Origin of the sequence: Arthrobacter crystallopoietes, from assembly GCF_002849715.1 — a bacterium.
Lineage (GTDB): Bacteria > Actinomycetota > Actinomycetes > Actinomycetales > Micrococcaceae > Crystallibacter > Crystallibacter crystallopoietes.
On sequence record NZ_CP018863.1, the window covers coordinates 1,533,800 to 1,556,712 of the forward strand.

Sequence of the window (22,913 nt, forward strand, 5' to 3'; positions counted from 1 at the left end):
ACCGGCCTCTATCCGGGCATGACACCGTAAAAACAGGAAGAGGTTCACAAGCAGTGAGCACAGATACCACCACGTCCGTGCGGGACGTCATCATCGTCGGCTCCGGCCCTGCTGGTTACACGGCAGCTGTCTACACGGCACGTGCGAACCTGAAGCCCCTGCTGATCGCCAGTTCCGTACAGGCCGGCGGTGAACTCATGAACACTACCGACGTCGAAAACTACCCGGGTTTCCCCGAAGGCATCATGGGGCCGGATCTCATGGACACCTTCCAGAAGCAGGCCGAGCGCTTTGGCACGGAAATCCTGTTTGAGGACGTCACCGAATTGGAACTCGATGGCCCGATCAAGAAGGTCACCATCGGCACGGGCGAGACGTTCACCGCGAAGTCCGTCGTCATCTCCACCGGCTCTGCCTACCGCGAATTGGGCCTGGAAGATGAGAAGCGCCTGGCGGGCCGCGGCATCAGCTGGTGCGCCACCTGCGACGGCTTCTTCTTCAAGGACCAGGACATCGCCGTCGTTGGCGGTGGGGACTCCGCCATGGAGGAAGCGCTCTTCCTGACCAAATTCGCAAAGTCGGTCACGGTCGTCCACCGTCGGGACAGCCTGCGCGCCTCGAAGATCATGCAGGACCGGGCGCTGAACCACGAAAAGATCAAGTTCCAGTGGAACTCTGCAGTCACCGGTATCGATGGTACCGACAAGGTGACGGCACTCAGGCTTACGGACACCGTTGACGGGACCGAGAGCGTGCTGCCCGTGACTGGTGTCTTCGTCGCCATCGGCAATGATCCCCGGGTCGATCTCGTCAAAGGCAAACTGGACCTGACAGCCGAAGGCACCATCGCCGTCGACGGTCGGTCTTCCCGGACGTCTGTCGCAGGCGTCTTCGCGGCCGGCGACGTCATTGACCCGACCTACCGCCAGGCCATCACCGCTTCCGGCTCCGGCTGCGTTGCAGCCATCGACGTCGAACACTACCTCGCTTCCCTTGAGGATGCCGAACTTCCGGTAGCCGAACCGGCAACCGTCTAATCCAACTGTTCAGAAGGAGAATTATTATGAGCAACGCTAAAGATGTCACGGATGCCAGCTTCGACGCCGACGTTCTGAAGTCCGACAAGCCCGTCATCGTCGACTTCTGGGCCGAATGGTGCGGCCCCTGCCGTATGCTGACGCCCATCCTGGACGATATTGCCGCAGAGCATGCCGGCAAGGTCGAGGTCGTCAAGCTCAATGTGGACGACAACCCTGCTACCGCCGCTCAGTACGGCATCACGTCCATCCCCGCTGTCTACGTCTTCAAGGACGGCAAGGTGGCCGCCACCTCGATCGGCGCCAAGCCGAAGCAGGTTATCGAGAAGGAATTTGCTGAGTTCCTCGGCTAGAAATTATGGATAACGACGCTGCAGACCAGAGTCTGCGCCGTTCGGATACCAGCCGGCGCGTGGTGGCCCTGAGAGAAAGGCTGCTGCGCGCCGGCATTTCCATGGCGTATCTGGCACCGGATCAGGTTAATGACCCGACGGTTTTTGACGACCATGTTGATGCTGCCGTCCGTACGTTCCAGCAGAACCGCGGGCTCATGGTGGATGGCGTGGCAGGTCCAGAAACGCTAAGGGCACTGGGCGAAGCACAGTACAACCTGGGCGACCGGCCCATGTTCTGGCAACAGGGCATCGACCACACGCGGGGAGACGATGTATCGGAGCTGCAACGCCAGTTGTCCTATCTCGGGTTCTATTACGGCCACATAGACGGCGAGTTCGGCCAACGTACTCATCTCGCCGTACGGGAACTCCAGCAGAACCTCGGCCTTGAACCCAGCGGCGTAGCCGATGCCCCGCTCATTGGAGCGATGGCGCGCGTGAACCGCAGCATTAGTCCGAGCCAGGCCTTCTCGCTCAGGGACTATGAACGGCTGAACCAGGCTTCCGCAGCGCTCAAGGGCCGCGTTGTTTGCCTGACCGCCGGTAGCGGAACCTCTTTCCAGTCCCCCGTAGCAGACAAGGCCAGCGGCCGTCCTTTGACGGAGAAACTAGTCGCATCCGACGTGATGCGTCGCGTTGAGAGCATACTCTCCGGCCTCGGGGCAGAAGTAACTGTTGTGGCTGCCGAACCGGAGAAGGCAACAGACAACCGGGTTCAGTTGATCCGGCAGGCATCTCCTAGTTTGAGCATTTCAATCAACTGCGATTCGTTGGATCAGCCATTAGCTAATGGGGTCTCGGCCTTTTATTGGGGCAAACCAGAAACAGGAGAAATTCGTTCTCCAATCGGTCACCGCGCCGCCGAACTAATCCTTAAGGAAGTTCTTGCTCGGACAACAGCAACAGACCTGGGGATCCACGGACGCAGTTGGGACATCCTGCGCCTGACAAGCATTCCGTCGATCCAACTCGACATCGGTTATCTCAGCAATCCTGACGAAGCAGCAAGACTAGCCGACCCTGTGTTCCGCCAGATACTGGCTGATGCCATCGTTATAGCAATCCAGCGGCTCTACCTGCTGGAAGAGGATGACGAACCGACAGGTACCTTGGCACTTGATGACGTGCTGCGGTTCAACCCTGAGCTCTAGACCAGAGTTTCACGTGAAACGCTGCCTGGCAGTCACGGATGTAAAGCTCTCCCTAGGGACTTCGATTGTATTCCCAGCATCATGCCGTCCACTCGGGGCTGAGTTCGCCGTTGCCGGTACCAGCTGCCTCCGCAGCTCAGCTCCCTGAAGGGGAACCCCTCGCGTAGTCAGGGCCTATGATCCAAAGTTCAACTCCTAAGGACCGCGGGAAAGTGCTGCGGATTGTCCTGTAAATTCGGGAGTGGCGATGCGGCCGCTTTAGGAGTAGGCCGCGACAAATGCGACAAATGTATGTCCCGCAATCCTCGCGTCGGCCGGGCAGGGGAACTATAGTTGTCCGATCTGATGATCTCGTCATTCGAGGGACTATTGGAACCGGTGGTGCAGTTTAATACTGCTTGTCCATCATTGAGACTGCTTATCCATCGACACGGTACCGGTCGGGTCATGCTCTTAACCGCTCCCGATCGAGATCACCTAGAAGTCTTTTAGGCCCAGTAATCGCTAAACCAGTTGCCTAATGAGTATTTCCTCTTGGAGGGTCGCTGTAAGTGCGAATAAGAGCCAGTGACGTTCTTTTAACCATCACTGTTCAGCGCCATTGATAGTGCCGTTCAAAGCCATACACGTAAGGCTCCTTCCACCATGTGAGGGCACGTGGTCCAAGGAGTTCCGCATGGGATGACGTCCGGGAGGAGCCCGATCAAGAGGTCTATTCGCTCTTGTTTCCAGGCCACGAGGAGCAGTGAGAGTGTATATGTGCAGCTGACATGGAACATGTCCACCACCAGTTGGTCCGAGTCGGCGTGACCTTGAAACTGTTGCACGGCGAGTATGTCGATAACTGTGTTACCAAGGATGGAGCCGCGACACAATCTGCAATGAAACCGGCACCTACAACATGCGCGAACAGGCCGCTACACAAACGAGATAAATCGATGGGCTGCGTTGAGAGCCAGTGGCTCCTCGCCTGGAGACTACTGGCTCTCATTATCACCGGTTATGAAACCGGTAGTGCCCTGCCCAACTACGCGCGAAAAGCGATCCGCTCCACAATGCTGCTACGGAGTAGCTCGTTGCTGATAGTTGTTAGCGGGTTGTTGATCAAGGTTGGTCAGGACTGCGAAGAGGTCACTGCTGGCATTTAGTCGATGCTGCAGGTGAGGAAGCCTCCGACAGGCCGAGCCGACGTCGCCTAACTGCCAAGAATGTCGATATCCGTTCACGGCCTGACGTCTTGTTCTTCGGAAGAAGACCCTGCAGAGATAAAGCCGCGCTATCACTTCCGGAGATTATCGGTGCCGTATAGATGCTTCCGTTTCCAACAAGCCCTTTCGCCCAGGATAGTCAGACTCATATTCGGGGAAACGGCGTTAGGTCACCGATGGCCCCGATCATGTGCATCCAACAGTTGTGCTTCCGGGCATCTACTTGTCGTGCCGCAACACCACAAGGAGGACTGAGAGTATCGGATGTCCGCCGCTCGCGGAGGTTCCACGTGAAACAGATCCACCACGATTCCGTGTCGTCGACGGCAGGGCAGGCATGTCGAGATTTCTTTGTATTGGTCCGTAGGGCAGCCCGACGCGGTCGCCAACTTCTTCGATCGTCCAAGCAACCGCCGGGGTTTTACGGGGAGGCGCCGCGATGATCGGTGAGGGGCCAGCAATGCGCAGTACTGGTGGCCGCCGACTCGCGCCCGCCCGCTTGGGACGCTCCGCTAGAAGCAGTGTGATAAGACCCTACGGCAGACTGGCTCGCTGCAGAAGACAAAGCCCCCTGGACCGTCGGCGGAATCAATTTGAACTGCCAGTACCCACGGCTCACGGTTGTTGATACCTACGGTCGTTCCTCGTGATCGCTGTTTCATCAAAGATCCAGCAGCTAGGCACCGTCTGATGCCTTCTTCAAACGGTTGTCCTCGCAGCCGCCCTTAGATGGAGGGGTGAATGATTCCACTACCGGATCGAATGCTCGACTTGCCGTCGTCGTTTCACGTGGAACAGCTTCCCCGAACGGGACAACATTCCCGGGGTCCATGGACCCGACTCCGCCATCAGCCAAAGGGGGCCCGGCTCGCTGCGGTGCCGCCCAAGCCAAGGAGGAAATAGGGCTCCTGGTGATGAAGCACAGACGGAATACCGTGAACGCGACATCATATATGCACATAACTGCGGCTGGTATCAGTTATCGATCGTGACTGTCCCACAAGACAACCGCGCACACGTTAGTCGGAGGTCCAAAATACACCCGCCCCGGACCTGCAATTGCAGAAATGATGTCCGGACATCGCTTGCCCATTGGGCGGTTGTGCCCACAAAACGTGCGTTGCTTTCGGGATAGCCTCGTGGGCGGAGACCGAAGCTTGCCACGAAATGGCATTCACGAGAAGTTCCGCTCAGTGTTCCGGCATACGTCTCTACAGATGCCGGCAAAATTGCATAACAGTCGTTCAAATATGAGGACACTTCACCGAAAGCTAAGTGGCAATGACACCTGCGATTGACCTAGGAATTCACCACGACCGCCTCTTTGTCTAGCGGGGGTATCTCCTCCTTCCGCCACCCGACGTGGAAATTCGGCCGTGGCCTCCGCGCATGCGACCGATTCGCTCCCACAAGTATGGTGCTTGTTCCACGTGAAACTCTAGCTTGCGCCAAACTGGCATTCCTTCGCCACTACAATCAGGCGGATCCGAACGACCTGCGGGCTGCCATGAACCGGTAAACGGGACGGGGCTCTAGTGCGCGGCGCTAGAGTGCGAGATCCAAGCTGAATTGTCGTTCCAGAGCAGAAAGCTGCTCTCGAACAGGCAACACCATACCTGTCCTATACTGCATAACGAAGTTCCACGTGAAACTGAGGCAGAGATGTCCTCCTGATACTTGTGGGGAGCTCATCCCGATTCACGTGGTTCCTATATATACAGCCGTACACCGTCGTTGCAACTACTGCTACGTTTCGAAGAACCTACCCTACAAGATGGCGTCCGCATTCACTGGGCCGGAGGTCGAATCGGTGGCATTCCGAATAGGACCAGGGTGTGTGTGTCTCCAGAGCCTGCCCCTATACTTGCTCGCTGGCACCATACTGGGGACGACAAACATTCAATGCCTGGGCCAACGAGAATCTCTGGTATCGCCATCACAATGACAGGAGACGAGGAGGCCAAAGCATTGACGATCGGGACTTGGGGTACCACGTCCTGGCAGGGTTGGATACTCGGATACTGCCGCTCATCTTTGACCATATGCCAAGGCGCTATAGCCGCGACAGCTCTCAGCTGTGCTCCAAGCCCAACTGGTGAGCCTGGATAGCTCTGCGATCTCATGCCATGCTGTGAGATCGGATGAGCATAGGCAGCAGTACGTCTCTTTAAATGTTCAATCGCTTGCGCTTAGCCGCTGGGTGCTTGTTCCACGTGAAACCGTTCGTGACATGAGGTCTTACATCCGTGCGCCCTCTTGGCCGTAGAGGCTACAACGTGGCCGAGACACAGACGCAGAGCGATGTGCCTGCTGCATGCGGACGCATTTCAAAGCCTCGCCGGCCCACGGACCCTCAGCCCAGACGATGGGATCGCAGCTAATCTGTGTGGTTATAGTGCGGCGTCCCTCCAGATTTCGGCGTGTAGGCGCCTATGTTCGCCTGAAGATGCAGCGCAAGCCATACTCACCACACGTTTCACGTGAATCAGCATCGATAGGCGGTTCCGCAAATAGTTCATCGTGGCCGTGTTGAACTGTACGAAGCCCGAAGCGAAACGGTCAGCGACGCTACATGAAATACCAGTAGAGCCCTGAGGCCGCCGGCCTAGACTCGGATTCCCTTAGGTGGTGAGGAGAACCACCACCGCAGCCCGCGAACTAGATGATCATCAGGATCTGGCTAACAGTGAGCACGCCAACCTGAAGCATCGCCGGTTCCGATACTGCCGCCAGATAGTGAGGAAGACCTGCACCTACTCGTATACAGTGGGGATCAACATCCCTTCAAACTCCACAGGCGAGGCGGAGCCCCGGCCGGCGACTATTAGGTCTTACCCATACTCCAGACCGCCAGTCCTGCCCGATCGATGCAGGACCGATTGAACGGGCGAGCGTCCAGCGCTGTCGCCTCAGGACACTGACGAGTGCGGCAAGGAACCAGGTCATTGCAGGATCCGCGAGGCCACGGCAGTTTCGACCGACCGTCAGTGGCAGCCTAAGTCTCCAGAGCAGAAACTGAAAGAATACTGTTGCCGTCAATGCACAATGTTCTATCGGCCCTCGACGGAATCCGTGGCCTCTCGCGCCTAACGGCATTCTTCGCATGTCAGCTACACGGTAACGGACCCACGGGTTTCACGTGAAACGCAGGTCCTGCTTGAGGGGAATGCGTTCATCTAACGTGGCCCCATCTGCTGACGGAACAACGTAAGGCAAATTCTCTAACCTCTCAGGCTCCCATGCAGCGTAAGTACCAGAGTGTCACTCTTTAAAGCCGATGTGCCAACACATTTTGTGTAGCGCGAGCCACTGAACCCAACCGGGATAACACTCCATGAGAATTTCTCTGCTGGATTCTGCGCGGAGATGGATGAGTGGTCACACTGCGAGATACGTCCCTATCGGGGACCGTCATCTCGAGGACGTGAAGCCATTCCTGAACCGATACTGTGTCGGCGACGACGTCAAACTGCCTTCTCGGTTTCACGTGGAACACGCTAGTACATGCGGCAGAAGAGTTGGCCACCTGATTTCGACAACCACTCCTCAATAGTGGCCGCCGCCAATGCACTTATTGACAATGGAGTCGATGCGATCCTTGGTATGTACCACGTCGACCTGCCGCAGTCCTTCGATCACCACGTTGGCTTTCGACCCCGGCACAGCGGGGCATTCGTTAGTACACAGACATTCTCCGCGACCGACTTCGTAAAACCAATGATTGCGGTCCTCGCGATGCCAACTTCTGAAAGGTCTCGTAGTGTCCGCAAACGCCTCGATATAGACGTCGCTCCACCAGTCCCCGCACTCTGCACGACCACGACAAGGCAGTCGATGAGACCCCGGCCGGCTGTTTCTCGTGGGTACCGCTTTCTCCGGAGTTGCTACTAGCAGAAAGTTGCCGGCGGCTTTTTCCGGCCAGTCTGCAGCTCAGGGGTGTTTACTGCCAGAAGTGCTTTCGGCTTTGGTCCAATGACTTCGTAGCCGGCGCGTGTCTACCTCTTCGACATTGATCGTCCGCGAATGGTTAGCCAGGCGGTTGACGGTGGAGTCCGCGGCGATCCTGTCAGAGATCGTTGACGATCTGATCGTAGTTACGCTCCTCAAGGGCAAACTGCATGATCACTCTATGGTTCCCCATCAAGGCTTCCCAAACAGAACCCGACAACACCCGATACGTTGCGGCTCCGTCAGACGAGCAGCTAGAAATGACGGCAGTTCCAACTATGTGGAAGAGCTGTACCAATAACGTGGACTAGCGGTACCGACCAGGGCTATCCGCCAGCAAGCACGACATTGGTAGTTGTGCGCTTTCCGGCCATCTTCATGGCGTCGGGGATTCAGTGCTCGGTTCATCAGCTTCCTCCTGCATAGCGGCTAACCTTCAACAGCGCCGCTTGGATGATGAGCAAACAATGAAGGAGTCTTTTCCATCAGGGATTCCGCGTTCCACGTGAAACTACACCTAAGCCGAGACTGCCCGGTTCGGCTTCACCGAAACCTTGTGACTTAGCCGAATACAAAGGCACATACGCCAAAAGGGTAGGAACCGCTTGACTGCGGAACCTACCCTCCCAGACGTCTATTGGGTACTGGACTATCCGTCGTTGTTTGGACTCAGGACAGTCATGATTCTGTTCAAGTCATCCACACTGGCGAACTCAATACTGACCCGGCCCTTCTTTGCGCCAAGGGTAATCTTTACGCTTGTATCTAGCCGATCAGATAGGGATGTGGCGAGATAGTCTAAACGCTCATGACGTGCGCCAGCTCGAGGCTTTGATTCCCGCTTTGGCCTACGAAGTCCATCGCTTAGTGAGACGATCTCCTCAGTTGCTCGAACGGACAATCCTTCAGCAACAATCCGTTGAGCGAGCTTCTCCATCTCAGCGGGATCTGCAAGCCCGAGCAGGGCGCGCGCGTGCCCGGCAGATAAGACACCTGCTGCTACACGACGTTGCACCAGCGGGGGCAGCTTCATGAGTCGGATCATGTTGCTGACTTGGGGCCGGGAACGACCAATACGATCAGCCAGCTCGTCATGCGTACATCCGAAATCTTCCAGCAACTGTTGATATGCAGCCGCTTCTTCAAGCGGGTTCAGTTGACTCCGGTGCAGGTTTTCCAGGAGCGCATCCCGGAGTAGATCGTCATCGGTTGTCGAACGGATAATAGCCGGAATGGTCTCCATTCCGGCTTCCTGCGAGGCACGCCAGCGCCTCTCGCCCATGACCAGTTCATACCTATATTCGCCACTCTCGCTCGATGGTCGGACGACAATGGGCTGCAGGATGCCGATCTCACGGACCGAGTGCACCAATTCCGCCATGTCTTCTTCATCGAAGACCGTGCGCGGCTGCTTCCGGTTAGGGTGGATGGACAGGATGGGGACTTCAGCGAACGTCGTCCCTGGCACCTCTACAAGCGTTTCACGGGAAACATCATCATCGACTTCCGGGTCAGCCGGCTGTTCGACAGCTTCAACCGTCTCCAGTGTGGTTGCGTCAGACTCATCGGCTGCCACTGCTGGGGCAGAAGACCCATCCGGAGCTACTGCCGTTGCCTCAGGTTCCGCGGGAGCAACCACTGGCTTTTCATTCTTATTAGCTGAGGAGTCCGGCCCCGTCTCAGTCTTTGCGTCCGCACTATCCGTGTCCGGAGACGGATTTGCCAAAGTTTTCTTCATGGGTTTGCGCGCAGACGGGGAGTTTTTTCGGGGTCCCCGAAGCACCTCAGCAACCTGCGCTGCTGAAGAGGCACCGCTTCTTTCCGATTGGGTATTCAGGAATGGCGAGTTGTCTTCGTCGCGACGGGAAGCTGCCGGGAAAAAAACGTCAACCGGGCGGCCACGTCGTGCAGCTGCCGGACTGGGCTCGGAATTCTTCTCTTCTGTGGCTACAGGTGAATTCGGAATCAACGCACCCAGGCCCCTACCCAAACCGCGGCGTTTCTCACTCATCAAGGGATCCTTCCTGAATGCACGCGAATGCGAGCATTTTTATGACTAGGAGCTAAGTCTACCGTTGAGAGTTGGAGTTACTTGGATTGCCGCCCGCGCTCGGCAATTTCTGCTGCTGCTTCCTGATAAGACAGAGCACCGCTGGAGGATGCATCATAAGTAATGACTGTCTGCTGGTAACTTGGCGCCTCGGAGATACGCACGGACCGAGGAATCACAGCACCCAGAACCTGATCCGGGAAGTGCTGGCGTACCTCCGCGGCAACCTGCGCAGCCAGGTTTGTTCGGCCGTCGTACATGGTCAGGAGAATCGTTGAAACAACCAGGTCGCCATTGAGGTGCTTCTGAATCATCTCGATGTTGCTGAGGAGTTGGCTGAGCCCCTCCAATGCGTAGTATTCACATTGGATAGGAATCAAAACTTCTTGCGCCGCGACAAAAGCGTTGACGGTGAGCAGCCCCAGGCTCGGCGGGCAGTCGACGAAGACGTAGTCCAACCGTTCCTGACCCGCGGCTTCCCGCTCCTTCGCGTACACGTCTATGGCGCGACGCAGTCGCTGTTCCCGGGCGACCAGCGAAACGAGTTCAATCTCCGCGCCAGCCAAATGAATAGTAGCCGGGGCTACGATGAGGTTTTTGATGTCCGGGCAAGGAGCCAGTACGTCAGCCAGCGGCAGGTCATTGATGAGGACATCGTAGATGCTGTCCACGTCCGCGTGATGCTCGACGCCGAGAGCGGTCGAGGCGTTACCCTGCGGATCAATATCCACGACCAGAACGTTCAGCCCAGCGGCAGCCAGGGCAGCGGCGATGTTCACCGTCGTCGTTGTCTTACCGACGCCACCTTTTTGGTTGCTTACTGTAAGAATCCGGGTTTCGCTAGGTTTCGGCAACTCGCGTCCCTGCAGCCTTTCGCGCCGCCGGTTCTCGCTGGCAAGCTCACGTGCCAACGGTGTGCTTTCATCGATCGAATCCATAACGCTGGGAACCGTCGACTCGACCTTCATTTCCGTGCCACCGATAGCCGATGTTTCACGTGAAACCTCGATGTTAGTCATTAATTATCGACCTTTATGAGTTGAGTGAACGAAGAAAACCAGCCTCGGAGCCGGTCCCGTGATGAAGTGAAGCTGCGTCCCGCAGAGCGCTCGTCTCCCAAACCCACCAGAACTCGCTCACTTCCCTTATCTCCGGCTTTAGTGACTCTAGACTATCTGCTGGCACTCCAGAATGACGACGACCCCACGCAGGGTGTGGGTTATTCGTCAGCGGAGGAGTCAGCGGCCAACCACAATGCGGACGACGGTCGTGGGTTCCTCCAGGAGATCTTCCCCAACCGTCACAACAGAGGTGTCCGTGCCGCCCAGCTTGCGGATCACCTTAGCCGCCTTCTCGATCTCTTCTGTCGCGCTTCTCCCCTTGATGGCTAGGACTTGCCCGTGGCCTTCCAAGAGCGGAATCGTCAGGGGTGCCAGTTTGTTCAGCGCAGATACGGCTCGCGCCGTTACAACATCTGCTTTGACCTGCCCTACGGCTAGTTCTGCGCGGCTGCGTAGGACCTCGACGTTGTCTAGGCCTAGGTCGTCGATAACTTCGTTCAGCCAAGTCACCCTGCGCTCCAGGGGTTCGATCAGTGTGAGCCGCAGGTCGGGCCGAGCCAGGGCGAATGTGAGTCCGGGCAGGCCAGCCCCGCTTCCGACATCCGCGACGTAAGCGTCGGAGGGGATCAGTTCCGCTACGACCGCACAGTTCAGCACGTGTCGGCTCCAAAGACGCGGCACTTCACGGGGACCCAGCAAGCCACGTTCCATGCCCGATGTTGCCAAATGCTGCACGTAACGTTCTGCTAGCGCTGTTCGGTCTCCAAATACCGACAACGCCGCTGCCTTCTCTTTCGGCGTTATTTCAACCACGTATATACCTCGATATGTCGGTCAGGCCAGCGGCCGGCAGGATTAGGAAGCCAGTGAGACGACGATGTGGCGGTTGGCTCCTTCGCCTTCCGACTCGCTGGCCAGCCCGAGGTCGGCCACCGCATCATGGACGATCTTCCGCTCATAAGCACTCATCGGTGCCAATGCCACCTCTTCGCCGGTTTCTTTTGCCTTGGCGACGGCGTCCTGGGCGATCTTGTGCAGTTCGACGCTACGTTCTTCCCGGTAGCCGGTGATATCAAGGACAAGTCGAGATCGGTTCTCGGTGGACGTCAGGACGGCCAGCCTTGCGAGTTCCTGCAGTGCCTCCAGGACTTCGCCATCACGGCCGACCAATGCTTCAAGAGCATCATTGTCGTCCTCTTCGGAAACGATCGAAATGTAGGTGCGTCCGTTGCGGACTTCGATGTCAATGTCGCCATCAATGTCGGCGATGTCGAGCAGCTCTTCCAAGTAGTCCGCAGCTACGTCGCCTTCTTCTTCCAAACGGCTCGCGTTGTTGGACTGTGTGGCCGACTCTTCCGACTCGGCTTCCAGAGCTGACTGGTCGGCAGATGTATCGGAGACGCTCTCGGTGCTCATTTTCTCTTCCTGTTCTTACGCTGGGGCTGCGGGCGCTGCACCTTGGTGGCAGCCGGGGCCTCGACGGCCGGTTCCTCGGACTTCTTCTCACCCAGAAGGGGGAGCATGGGCAGCCCCTTCTTTGCACGGCGTTCAGCCAAGGCCTTGGCAGCGGGCGAACCGGGGGTGGGCATCCGCCTGATCACAAGGAACTGCTGGCCCATTGTCCAAAGGTTGGTGGTCGTCCAGTAGATGAGAACACCAATGGGGAAGTTGATTCCGCCGATGCCGAACACCAGGGGCAGGATGTACAGCATCATCTGCTGCTGGCGCATGAACGGGCTGGCGAGTGCTTCCTCGGACATGTTCTTCGACATGATCTGCTTCTGCGTGATGAACTGCGAGGCAGTCATCGCCAGAATCATGATGATCGACAGCACGATGACGGCAACCTGGTTCTCGCCACCGCCGCCGTGAAGAAGGGAGGCGGATAGGGGTGCGCCGAAGATGGTGGAGGCATCAAACTGCTGAATGTCCTGGGCGGACAAAGCACCGATACCGCGGCCTTCGTCGCTAGCCCCGGATGCCTGGCTCAATACCTGGAACAAGGCAAAGAAGAAGGGCATCTGGATCAGCATCGGCAAGCAGGCCGAGAATGGGTTGGTGCCGTGCTTCTTGTACAGGGCCATTTGTTCCTGCGTCATCGCCTGGCGCGAGAGCTGGTCCGTCTTACCCTTGTACTTCTGCTGAAGCTTACGGAGATCCGGTTGGAGCGCCTGCATTCCGCGCTGTGCCTTGATCTGCTTGACGAATACCGGGATGAGAGCAGCCCGGATGACGAGCACCAGAGCAACGATGGACAGCGTCCAGGTCCAGCCGTTCGCCGCATCCATTCCCAAGGTGGTGAACAGATCGTGGAACGCCCGCATGATCCATGAGACCACCCACATGAATGGGAAAAGTATGGTGTTCAGGAAGTCCATTACTCGTTAGCTCCTCGGGCCGCTTGGACGGCCTTCATCGTCGGCCGGAATCTCCGGGTGATTCAGCACAATAATCCGTGGCGTTCCAGCGGGATTCTCCCGAAGCAGACGCTCATAGTAAGGGGACAACGGCACGTGATCGACGCCGCCGTCGTTCCAGGGGTGGCAACGCGAAAGCCGGCGCACCGCAAGCCAGGTTCCCTTTACGGCTCCATGGATGGTCACCGCTTCCAGCGCGTAGGCCGAACAAGAGGGGAAAAACCGGCACACTTGTCCATATACAGGAGAAACTACTTTTCGGTATGCCTTTAGCAATCCGATCAGCGACTTCTGCGGCAAGGCCCAGAGAAAGCGCGCCGCGGAGGAAGAGGCAGCAGCAGGAGGCTGCACCGGCGAATGGCTTGTTGCGCTCATTCGGCGGGTCCTCTCTGCTCGGCCGCGGGCGGTGCCGCGCGGAACTTTGACGTCGCTGCTGCAAATGTCTTGCGGTAGTCATTGCTCAGAGCGCAGAAATCTGCGTTCGCTGCCGGGGGCAATGCCCTGACGACAACAGAAAGCCCCTGTGGATAAGCCCTGAGACTGTGCACCGCGATCTCCCGCAGTCTCCGTTTAACGAGATTACGGGTTACAGCGTTCCCCACGGCCTTGGAAACGATAAAGCCGAAAGTGCTCGGCTGGTCCAAGGCAGTGGGAACCGCGTATAACACTAAGTTCCGACGCCCAGAGCGGGCGCCGGAACGTACAGTTGTTGAGAAATCTGCCGAAAGGCGCATCCGGTTTTTACTGGACAGCATGATAGTGAAAGCTGCCTATCCCGCTGCGCGGCTGCTGAAAGACAAAGCAGCCGGATTCGACAAACGGCAGCTGGTTAGGCCGACAGTTCGGTACGGCCCTTGCCGCGGCGCGCTGCCAGGATGGCACGGCCGGCGCGGGTACGCATGCGAAGGCGGAAGCCGTGCTTCTTGGCACGACGGCGGTTATTCGGCTGAAAAGTCCGCTTGCTCACGGTGGTTACTCCAAGACGATCGACAGATGCGCCTCAGCCCGTTGCAACAAGGGGAAGTAACAGGCGGACGCTCTATTGGGCATCTGCTCTGGCAACCTCACAAAAGGCATGGGGGTATGCACAAAGCAGACACGAAGGACTACATAACGGTAGGGGTTAGAACGGTGTTCCGTCAAACCAGCACCCTGCCGTTGATATCCACCGGTGTGGATAAGCACCTGTGGACAACCTCCTGTCAGCAGCTTTCCACGGCGGCCGCCGCATTAGTTCACCCAGGCCACTTTCCGGCTATCTTCTACCAGAATCATCATCTACTCTTGGCAAGAGCACTTTATCCACGTCTGTGTATAACTCTGTGGATGAAGGTCCTGGATCCGGTAAAACGGGAAGTGGAGGAATTTGCATTACTGCTATTTGAGGGGTTTTCGGTGGATACGGACCAGATAAACGACGTCGGAAGCTCCTGGCGTAAGGTGGTTCGCACCTTGGAACGGGACGACAGAGTCAGTCCCCGGCAGCGAGGTTTCGTAGTCCTCGCCCAAGCCAAGGGCTTGATCGGAACGACGCTGTTGGTAGCTGTTCCCAATGAACTCACTAGGGAAGTCTTCCAATCCCAGCAGCTCAAGGAGCCGTTGCAGGATGCCCTCCGCGATGTCTTCCAGGACGAGATTCTCTGTGCATTCTCTGTGGATACCGACATGGTCACGGAGTCGGAACCGGAACCCGAACCGGAAGCTGCCCCGTTGCCGGCCAGCAGCGCGGGTGACGAAGTACGCGCACAACCCACTCCGCCGAGCACTTCGCATGAATTCGGCCGGCTCAATCCGAAGTACATTTTCGACACCTTTGTCATCGGTTCATCGAACCGTTTTGCACACGCCGCTGCCGTGGCCGTGGCCGAAGCTCCCGCAAAGGCCTACAACCCGCTCTTCATCTACGGTGACTCAGGGCTGGGTAAAACCCACCTGCTCCACGCGATCGGGCACTATGCCCGGCATCTCTACAATGGGATCCGCGTCCGTTATGTAAATTCCGAAGAGTTCACGAACGACTTCATCAACTCCATTCGGGACGATGAAGGCGCAAGCTTCAAGCAGTTGTACCGCAACGTGGACATTCTCCTCATCGATGACATCCAGTTCCTGGCTAACAAGGATGCGACGCAGGAAGAGTTCTTCCACACTTTCAACGCGCTGCACAACCACAACAAACAGGTGGTCATCACCTCGGATCTCCCGCCAAAGCAGCTTTCCGGGTTCGAGGAACGGATGCGCTCACGTTTCGAGTGGGGTCTGCTGACCGACATCCAGCCTCCAGAGTTGGAAACCCGAATCGCGATTCTGCGCAAGAAAGCCATCAGCGAGGGACTATCGGTCCCTGATGAGGTGCTTGAGTACATCGCATCCAAAATCTCTACCAACATCCGCGAACTCGAAGGCGCCCTGATCCGTGTCACTGCCTTCGCAAGTTTGAACCGTCAGGCCGTGGACATGGGCTTGGCAGAAATCGTCCTCAAGGATCTAATTACCGACGACGGCGCACAAGAGATCACGTCGACCACGATCCTGGGTCAGACTGCGGCCTACTTCAAACTCAGTCTGGAGGAGTTGTGCAGTAAGTCGAGGACCCGCACGCTCGTGACCGCCCGGCAGATCGCTATGTACTTGTGCCGGGAGCTGACGGATATGTCACTGCCGAAGATCGGCCAGGAACTTGGTGGCCGAGATCATACGACCGTCATCCATGCCGATCGGAAGATCCGGGAGCTCATGGCTGAACGACGTGCCATCTACAACCAGGTGACCGAGCTGACCAACCTCATCAAGCAGCAACAGCGCGAGAGCTAACAGCTAAAAGACCACTCCCCAACCACCTTCAAACCCCTAGCCGATTTCTGAAGCTTCTCTTTCAGGTCTACGGAGTCTTTCGAAATTAACAGGTGTGGATAAAGCTGTGGATCATTAAGTGGAGAACCACACTCCATCGAGGGATAACTACAGGGTCGCCTGTGGATGCCAATAATCACAAGGATTTTTGTCCACACGAGCCCACAGACCCCAACGGAAGAACTACACATCTTGTGAACAGGCAAATTTCGCCAGCACCCGGGGCGAGAGGCAGTTATCCACAGTATCCACAGACGTTATTAACACTACGAATCCCCTTCAAACAGGCTTTTCCAAATAACATCTGACACTCCTGGTCCAAGCTCGCCGATCCCAGATCCTCTGATCCACTGAAATCACCCTCCGGTGTGAGAATGCCTGTCTGGCGGCTAAGCTTGCACAGAGAATTGTTGTCATTGGACGACAGCAGCCGCCGGTTCTTTCTGCCGGGAAGAGCGGCACAGCTGTAACCACTGGCATTCCCCGGCATGTACGTTGTGAAAGGCGGCACACTTCAGTGAAGTTCAGAGTTGATCGGGATGTCCTGGCCGAGGCCGTAACCTGGACAGCCCGCTCGCTGTCGCCGAGGCCTCCTGTACCCGTGCTGTCAGGCCTGCTCATCAAAGCCGAAGCCGGCATGGTCAGCATCGCCAGCTTCGATTACGAGATATCCGCCCGTCTTCAGATTCCTGCGGACGTGAGTGAAGAAGGCACTATCCTCGTTTCCGGCCGGCTCCTCGCGGACATCTCCCGGAGCCTGCCCTCGGCCCCCGTTGATGTCGCCACCGATGGAACGAAGGTAACCCTGACCTGCCGCAGTAGCCGGTTCAACCTGGCAACCATGCCGGTGGGCGACTACCCCGAACTGCCTGCACTGCCCGATATCAGCGGTGTTGTTGACGGAGAAGCTTTTGCGGAAGCCGTTAGCCAGGTGATCATCGCGGCGAGCCGGGACGACACTCTGCCGATCCTGACCGGTGTCCGCATGGAGATCGAAGACGACCTCATCACCTTGCTCTCCACAGACCGGTACCGTCTGGCGCTGCGCGAGGTAGCCTGGCGGCCGGCCACACCCGGTATCTCCACCAGCGCACTGGTCAAGGCAAAAACCTTGAACGAAGTTGCCAAGACTCTTGGTGGTTCCGGCGATCTGAGCATTGCGCTTTCGGACAATAGTGAACTGATCGGCTTCGAAAGCGGCGGTCGCCGAACCACTTCGCTGCTCGTCGACGGTGATTACCCCAAGATCCGTTCATTGTTCCCGGAGAACACACCCATCCACGCCACGGTCGAAACCTCGGTGCTGGTTGAGGCAGTACGCCGCGTATCCTTGGTGGCCGAGCGCAACACGCCCGTGCGCTTGGCCTTCACCGACGGGCAGCTCTCGCTGGACGCTGGCACCGGCGAAGACGCCCAGGCTTCCGAAGCAATCGAAGCAGCCTTGTCCGGAGATGAAATTACGGTCGCTTTCAACCCGCATTACCTGTCGGAAGGCCTCAACGCCTTCAGCAGCAAGTACGTGCGGTTCTCCTTCACGACTCCGCCGAAGCCGGCAGTTATGTCAGCGCAGGACGACCTCGAAGGTGAAGACAAAGAAGACTACCGCTACCTGCTGATGCCGGTACGGTTGCCCAACCAATAAGCCGAAAGTAGCAAGAACCTCAGTTCAGACCCGCGCCACTAGTCTCAACCACAACCGGGAAAGAGTGATCGTTATGCACATCGGCCTCATTGGACTTGGGAAAATGGGCTTCAACATGCGCCAACGCCTCCGTGACGCGGAAATCGAGGTTACCGGTTACGACCGCAATCCCGAGCGGACGGATGTTGAATCGGTCGATGCGCTGGTGGCAAAGGTTCCGGCTCCGCGGATTATCTGGGTGATGGTCCCCGCAGGGGAAATCACGGATTCGGTTATCACCGATCTGGCCGGAAAGCTTGAACCCGGAGACCTTGTGATCGATGGCGGGAACTCCAAGTTCACGGAGGACCAGAAACATGAGGCACTGCTGGCCGAGAAGGGCATCGGTTTTGTTGACGTCGGTGTCTCCGGCGGTGTGTGGGGGCTGGCCAACGGTTATGGACTGATGGCCGGCGGAGATCCGGACCGCGTCCAGGCAGCCATGCCGCTGTTTGATGCACTGCGACCCGAGGGACCGCGGGAAGAAAGCTTCGTTCACGTAGGCGATGTCGGTGCCGGCCACTACGCAAAAATGGTGCACAACGGCGTCGAATACGGACTCATGCAGGCCTACGCCGAAGGGTACGAACTGCTCGAAGCCAAGGACATCATCAAGGATGTGCATGGAACATTCCGCGCTTGGCAAAAAGGCACGGTCGTCCGCTCGTGGCTGCTGGATCTCATGGTCAAGGCGCTCGAAGAAGATCCGGGCCTGAGCAAGATCGCCGGCTACGTCGAGGATTCGGGCGAAGGCCGCTGGACGGTGGAAGAAGCCATAGCCCACGCCGTCCCCGCACCCGCCATTACCGCCGCACTCTTCGCCCGGTTCGCTTCCCGGCAAGACGATGCCCCGGCCATGAAAATGGTCGCGGCCCTGCGCAACCAGTTCGGCGGACATGCCGTCCGCGCACCCGGCGCCCGCGACGCCGGAGAACAGCCCAATGACAACCAGAAGTAGCCGCTGCTAGGTGTTTGTAGAGTATTTATCCCTGACTGATTTCCGGACCTATACGCAACTGGATATCCCCTTTACGCCCGGAACCACTGTATTTGTAGGCTCAAACGGCGTCGGCAAAACCAATATTGTGGAGGCGATCGGCTACCTGGCGTCCCTGTCCTCGCACCGCGTCAGCACCGACGGCCCGCTTATCCGCTTCGGCGCAGAGCGGGCTCTTGTACGTGCCCGGATTGTCCGCGGCGGTCAGTCCACTTCCCTGGAACTGGAGATCAACCCCGGCAAGGCCAACCGCGTCCGGATCAACCGCGCGAACCCGGTCCGTGCCCGCGACGTCCTGGGCATCCTTCGGACAGTTCTTTTCGCCCCGGAAGACTTGGCACTGGTCAAGGGCGATCCGTCCAATCGGCGTCGTTTCCTCGATGAACTCCTCGCGAGCCTGGTTCCGCACCATGCCGCCACCCGCAGCGACTACGACCGCGTATTGAAGCAGCGCAACGCGTTGTTGAAATCGGCACGTGCCAGCGGCCGGTTCACGTCTACTCATGAATCAACCCTTGATGTCTGGGACCAGCACATGGCGCAGGCCGGCGCCGCTCTGCTCAAGGCGCGGCTCGAACTGGTCGAACTGCTGCAGCCACATGTAGCCGCCGCGTATGCATCCTTGACCGATGGGTCGAAAAAAGCCGCCGCCATTTACCGTTCCACTATCGACCTGCAGCTTTCGGACGAGGGGGAAATAGAGAACGACGGCGGGGCGCAGGATCTCCCGTTGAGTTCCTTGAGCGTTCAGGAACTGGCGGCCAAGTACCTGGAGGCTTTCCGGGCGCAGCGCAAAAAGGAAGTGGAGCGCGGTATTTCCCTGGTCGGTCCGCACCGCGACGAACTGGAACTCGTGCTCGGCCCGACGCCGGCCAAGGGCTACGCATCCCACGGCGAAACCTGGTCGCTTGCTTTGTCGCTGCGGCTGGCTTCCTACTACGTGCTTCGCGAAGATGACCAGACTCCGGGGGCTACCCCGATACTGATCCTTGACGATGTTTTCGCCGAACTCGATACCCAGCGCCGCGATAAACTGGCCGGGATCGTGGCGGGAGCAGAGCAAGTCATCGTCACGGCGGCAGTAGTGGAAGATATCCCTGCTGCCCTCAGCGGCGAGAAACTGACGGTCATTCCGGGAGGGGTGGATCAGTGATGGCAACTGGAAAACGTCCCGCTTCCGCACCCCGGGACAACCAAGGGGAACAAGCCGGTCTGCCGGCACCCCGGACCGGCCCCGCCCAGCCGGAGACAACACATCACGACGAAATTGATGCCGCCAAAGCAATGCTTAGCCGGGTTCGTCAAGCGGCCGCAGGCCGTGGCGAGATCCGCACCCGGTCAGCCACACGCCGTCGTACGCCGTCGCCGCATCCTGTCAGCGCAACGTCGAAACAGGATACCGGCCGGGATCCGAGGGGCCTCGGATCGGTCTTCGGCCGGCTGGTTCAGGACCGCGGATGGTCTTCGCCCGTGGCGGTCGGATCAGTCATTTCCCGCTGGGACGAACTGGTGGGTGCAGAGATTGCGGCCCATTGCCGGCCGGAGAGCTTCCAAGACACAACGGTCCAGGTGCGCTGCGATTCCACCGCGTGGGCGACGCAGTTGCGGTTGATGAGCCACGCGTTGCTCAAACGCTTCGATGAAGCGCTCGGTGCAGGCGTGGTCACCAAAATCCAGGTCCTCGCTCCGTCCGCGCCGAATTGGCGCAAGGGCTATCGGACCGTCAGCGGGCGTGGCCCGCGCGATACCTACGGATAATCTCCACAGCATCGAAGCGGGCTCTTGCGAAATGCGCAGGAGCCGAGTAGAGCACTCAGGGGGCCGCCGCCTATACACCGACCCATAACAGGCCCCCTCAATGCGGGAAAAGGCAGTTTCTTGCCCGTCCAGGGCCTGTTCATGCATAATTCGACGCCGCGACACGCTAGAATTAGGTGGCGGCGCCTTTCCCTGCTGGGAGGGCGCCCAAACATGAGACGGAACTTGAGGAGTCGACGGCAACTGTGGCGCAGGAGAATGAGCTGGAAAATACCGGCGCAGAACCCCAGGAGACAGCGGGCGTAACACCCAAAGACTACGGTGCCAGCGACATCACCGTTCTTGAAGGTCTCGAAGCGGTCCGCAAACGCCCCGGTATGTACATCGGCTCCACGGGTCCGCGCGGTCTGCACCACCTGGTCTATGAGGTAGTCGACAACTCCGTCGATGAGGCCCTGGCCGGCTATTGCGACACGATTGACGTGACGCTGCTGGCCGACGGCGGGGTGCGCGTGATCGATAACGGGCGCGGTATCCCGGTGGATATGCACCCGACGGAGGGCCGGCCCACCGTGCAGGTGGTGATGACCATCCTGCACGCCGGCGGCAAGTTCGGCGGCGGCGGATATGCGGTTTCCGGCGGCCTTCACGGCGTCGGTATTTCCGTGGTTAACGCTCTTTCCTCCCGCGTGGAGACTGAGGTTCGCCGGCAGGGATTCGTCTGGCACCAGTCCTTCGCGGACGGCGGCAAGCCGGTGGGAGACCTGCGCAAGGGTGAAGCCACCGAAGAAACGGGAACCCAGCAGACATTCTGGCCGGACGCGGGGATCTTCGAATCCACCGAGTTCGATTTTGAGACCCTGCGTGCCCGTTTCCAGCAGATGGCGTTCCTGAACAAGGGGCTGAAGATCACGCTCACGGATGAGCGGCACCCCGAGGACAACGTCTCCAACAGCGAAGACGTGGATCTGGACCACCCGGCCACCGAGGTTGAAACCACCCCGGAACACCGCAAGGTTGTCTACAAGTACGACAATGGCCTGCTGGACTACGTCACGCACCTGAACTCTTCGAAGAAGGTGGACATCATCCACCCGGAGGTCATCGCCTTCGAAACCGAGGACACTGAGCGCAAGATGTCCGCCGAGGTGGCCATGCAGTGGACCACTTCGTACTCGGAGAGTGTCCACACGTACGCCAACACGATCAACACGCATGAGGGCGGCACCCACGAAGAGGGTTTCCGTGCGGCCATGACCTCGCTGATCAACCGGTATGCGCGGGAAAAGAACATCATTAAGGAAAAGGACGACAACCTAACCGGTGATGACATCCGCGAGGGCCTGACCGCCGTCATTTCCGTCAAGCTGGGCGAGCCCCAGTTCGAAGGCCAGACCAAGACGAAGCTCGGCAACTCGGAGGCAAAGGGCTTTGTCCAGCGTGTTGTCACCGATGAACTAGGCGACTGGCTGGAGCGCAACCCCGGTCCCGCACGGGATGTCATCCGCAAGTCGATCCAGGCGTCCCAGGCCCGCTTGGCCGCCCGCAAAGCGCGCGAGTCCACCAGGCGCAAGGGGCTGCTGGAGTCCGGCGGGATGCCCGGCAAGCTCAAGGACTGCCAGTCGAAGGACCCGTCGAAGTCGGAAATCTACATTGTGGAGGGTGACTCGGCAGGCGGTTCCGCCGTGCGCGGCCGCAACCCCGAAACCCAGGCCATCCTGCCGCTGCGCGGAAAGATCCTCAACGTGGAACGGGCACGTCTGGACCGCGCCTTGGGCAATGCCGAAGTCCAGGCCATGATCACCGCCTTCGGCGCCGGCATTGGCGAGGATTTCGACGTCGAGAAGGCCCGGTACCACAAGATCGTACTGATGGCGGATGCCGACGTCGACGGCCAGCACATCACCACCTTGCTGCTGACCTTGTTGTTCCGCTACATGCGCCCGCTGATTGAAAACGGTTATGTCTACCTGGCGCAGCCGCCGTTGTACCGCATTAAGTGGTCCAACCACGCGCACGACTACGTCTTCAGCGACCGGGAACGCGACGACGTAATCCGCAAGGGGCTGGCCAGCAACCAGCGCCTGCCCAAGGAGAACGGCATCCAGCGCTACAAGGGTCTGGGCGAGATGGACTATACGGAACTGTGGGACACCACCATGGATCCGGACAACCGCACGCTGCTGCAGGTGACCATGGATGACGCAGCGGCCGCGGACCAGATCTTCTCCGTGCTGATGGGCGAGGATGTCGAATCCCGCCGCACATTTATTCAGCAGAACGCCAAGGACGTGAGGTTCCTGGACATCTAGCGGTGTCCGGCCGGCAACCCTTTCCTGGTAACACGATGACTTTGA

Annotated in this window: 17 protein-coding genes; 9 read left to right on the forward strand and 8 right to left on the reverse strand. The window is 58.4% G+C overall.

Features of this window, described 5'->3' with window-relative positions; genetic code table 11:
• Window positions 1–53: 53 nt before the first annotated feature.
• The 3 genes from trxB to AC20117_RS07305 are packed head-to-tail and all read left to right on the forward strand — an operon-like array spanning window position 54 to window position 2,583.
• A complete protein-coding gene (gene trxB / locus AC20117_RS07295; RefSeq protein ID WP_074700289.1) occupies window positions 54–1,037 on the forward strand; it encodes a thioredoxin-disulfide reductase in 984 nt (327 codons plus the stop codon).
• Between the two features lie 26 nt (window positions 1,038–1,063).
• On the forward strand, window positions 1,064–1,390 hold the full coding sequence (trxA, locus tag AC20117_RS07300) for a thioredoxin (RefSeq protein ID WP_074700288.1): 327 nt from the start codon (window positions 1,064–1,066) through the stop codon (window positions 1,388–1,390).
• Window positions 1,391–1,395: 5 nt separating this feature from the next.
• Complete coding sequence (locus AC20117_RS07305; protein ID WP_074700287.1) at window positions 1,396–2,583, forward strand: N-acetylmuramoyl-L-alanine amidase; 1,188 nt, start codon at window positions 1,396–1,398, stop codon at window positions 2,581–2,583.
• A gap of 5,805 nt (window positions 2,584–8,388) precedes the next feature.
• Here AC20117_RS07305 and AC20117_RS07315 read toward each other — a convergent pair.
• The 8 genes from AC20117_RS07315 to rpmH all read right to left on the reverse strand — a co-directional run bounded on the left by AC20117_RS07315 (window position 8,389) and on the right by rpmH (window position 14,234).
• Window positions 8,389–9,750 (reverse strand): ParB/RepB/Spo0J family partition protein, encoded by a 1,362-nt coding sequence (locus AC20117_RS07315; RefSeq protein ID WP_074700285.1) that lies wholly within the window; start codon window positions 9,748–9,750, stop codon window positions 8,389–8,391.
• A gap of 77 nt (window positions 9,751–9,827) precedes the next feature.
• The gene (locus AC20117_RS07320; protein ID WP_418202240.1) at window positions 9,828–10,808 is read right to left on the reverse strand and encodes a ParA family protein; all 981 of its coding nucleotides are present in this window, start codon (window positions 10,806–10,808) and stop codon (window positions 9,828–9,830) included.
• A 219-nt stretch (window positions 10,809–11,027) separates the two neighbouring features.
• Window positions 11,028–11,663 carry a 16S rRNA (guanine(527)-N(7))-methyltransferase RsmG gene (rsmG, locus tag AC20117_RS07325; protein ID WP_074700284.1) on the reverse strand — a complete coding sequence of 212 codons (636 nt, stop codon included), beginning with the start codon at window positions 11,661–11,663 and terminating at the stop codon, window positions 11,028–11,030.
• 42 nt (window positions 11,664–11,705) lie between these two features.
• A complete protein-coding gene (locus tag AC20117_RS07330; RefSeq protein WP_074700283.1) occupies window positions 11,706–12,266 on the reverse strand; it encodes a Jag family protein in 561 nt (186 codons plus the stop codon).
• On the reverse strand, window positions 12,263–13,228 hold the full coding sequence (yidC, locus tag AC20117_RS07335; protein ID WP_074700282.1) for a membrane protein insertase YidC: 966 nt from the start codon (window positions 13,226–13,228) through the stop codon (window positions 12,263–12,265). Before yidC ends, AC20117_RS07330 begins: the two co-directional genes overlap by 4 nt.
• A 6-nt stretch (window positions 13,229–13,234) precedes the next feature.
• A complete protein-coding gene (gene yidD, locus AC20117_RS07340; RefSeq protein ID WP_074700281.1) occupies window positions 13,235–13,642 on the reverse strand; it encodes a membrane protein insertion efficiency factor YidD in 408 nt (135 codons plus the stop codon).
• Window positions 13,639–14,022, reverse strand: a complete 384-nt coding sequence (gene rnpA, locus AC20117_RS07345) for a ribonuclease P protein component (RefSeq protein ID WP_074700280.1) — start codon at window positions 14,020–14,022, stop codon at window positions 13,639–13,641. Before rnpA ends, yidD begins: the two co-directional genes overlap by 4 nt.
• Before the next feature lie 74 nt (window positions 14,023–14,096).
• Complete coding sequence (gene rpmH / locus AC20117_RS07350) at window positions 14,097–14,234, reverse strand: 50S ribosomal protein L34 (RefSeq protein ID WP_003800212.1); 138 nt, start codon at window positions 14,232–14,234, stop codon at window positions 14,097–14,099.
• A gap of 428 nt (window positions 14,235–14,662) precedes the next feature.
• Between rpmH and dnaA the strand changes: the two genes are divergently transcribed.
• From dnaA to gyrB, 6 genes are all read left to right on the forward strand, one after another.
• A complete protein-coding gene (dnaA, locus tag AC20117_RS07355; protein ID WP_101632705.1) occupies window positions 14,663–16,081 on the forward strand; it encodes a chromosomal replication initiator protein DnaA in 1,419 nt (472 codons plus the stop codon).
• A gap of 556 nt (window positions 16,082–16,637) precedes the next feature.
• Entirely contained in the window at window positions 16,638–17,762 is a 1,125-nt protein-coding gene (gene dnaN, locus AC20117_RS07360; RefSeq protein WP_074700279.1) for a DNA polymerase III subunit beta, read from the forward strand.
• A gap of 73 nt (window positions 17,763–17,835) precedes the next feature.
• The gene (gene gnd / locus AC20117_RS07365) at window positions 17,836–18,759 is read left to right on the forward strand and encodes a phosphogluconate dehydrogenase (NAD(+)-dependent, decarboxylating) (RefSeq protein WP_074700278.1); all 924 of its coding nucleotides are present in this window, start codon (window positions 17,836–17,838) and stop codon (window positions 18,757–18,759) included.
• A gap of 10 nt (window positions 18,760–18,769) precedes the next feature.
• On the forward strand, window positions 18,770–19,951 hold the full coding sequence (gene recF / locus AC20117_RS07370; RefSeq protein ID WP_074700277.1) for a DNA replication/repair protein RecF: 1,182 nt from the start codon (window positions 18,770–18,772) through the stop codon (window positions 19,949–19,951).
• Window positions 19,951–20,556 carry a DciA family protein gene (locus tag AC20117_RS07375; protein WP_083339680.1) on the forward strand — a complete coding sequence of 202 codons (606 nt, stop codon included), beginning with the start codon at window positions 19,951–19,953 and terminating at the stop codon, window positions 20,554–20,556. Before recF ends, AC20117_RS07375 begins: the two co-directional genes overlap by 1 nt.
• Before the next feature lie 263 nt (window positions 20,557–20,819).
• Window positions 20,820–22,868 carry a DNA topoisomerase (ATP-hydrolyzing) subunit B gene (gene gyrB, locus AC20117_RS07380; RefSeq protein WP_074703151.1) on the forward strand — a complete coding sequence of 683 codons (2,049 nt, stop codon included), beginning with the start codon at window positions 20,820–20,822 and terminating at the stop codon, window positions 22,866–22,868.
• Window positions 22,869–22,913: the final 45 nt, after the last annotated feature.

Bases quoted from the DNA above. Each gene is read 5' to 3' on its own strand.
- yidC (WP_074700282.1), bottom strand. From the start codon at position 13,228: ATGGACTTCCTGAACACCATACTTTTCCCATTCATGTGGGTGGTCTCA.
- AC20117_RS07375 (WP_083339680.1), top strand. From the start codon at position 19,951: ATGGCAACTGGAAAACGTCCCGCTTCCGCACCCCGGGACAACCAAGGG.
- trxA (WP_074700288.1), top strand. From the start codon at position 1,064: ATGAGCAACGCTAAAGATGTCACGGATGCCAGCTTCGACGCCGACGTT.
- AC20117_RS07305 (WP_074700287.1), top strand. From the start codon at position 1,396: ATGGATAACGACGCTGCAGACCAGAGTCTGCGCCGTTCGGATACCAGC.
- gnd (WP_074700278.1), top strand. From the start codon at position 17,836: ATGCACATCGGCCTCATTGGACTTGGGAAAATGGGCTTCAACATGCGC.
- yidD (WP_074700281.1), bottom strand. From the start codon at position 13,642: ATGAGCGCAACAAGCCATTCGCCGGTGCAGCCTCCTGCTGCTGCCTCT.
- AC20117_RS07330 (WP_074700283.1), bottom strand. From the start codon at position 12,266: ATGAGCACCGAGAGCGTCTCCGATACATCTGCCGACCAGTCAGCTCTG.
- AC20117_RS07315 (WP_074700285.1), bottom strand. From the start codon at position 9,750: ATGAGTGAGAAACGCCGCGGTTTGGGTAGGGGCCTGGGTGCGTTGATT.
- AC20117_RS07320 (WP_418202240.1), bottom strand. From the start codon at position 10,808: ATGACTAACATCGAGGTTTCACGTGAAACATCGGCTATCGGTGGCACG.
- rnpA (WP_074700280.1), bottom strand. From the start codon at position 14,022: ATGCTGTCCAGTAAAAACCGGATGCGCCTTTCGGCAGATTTCTCAACA.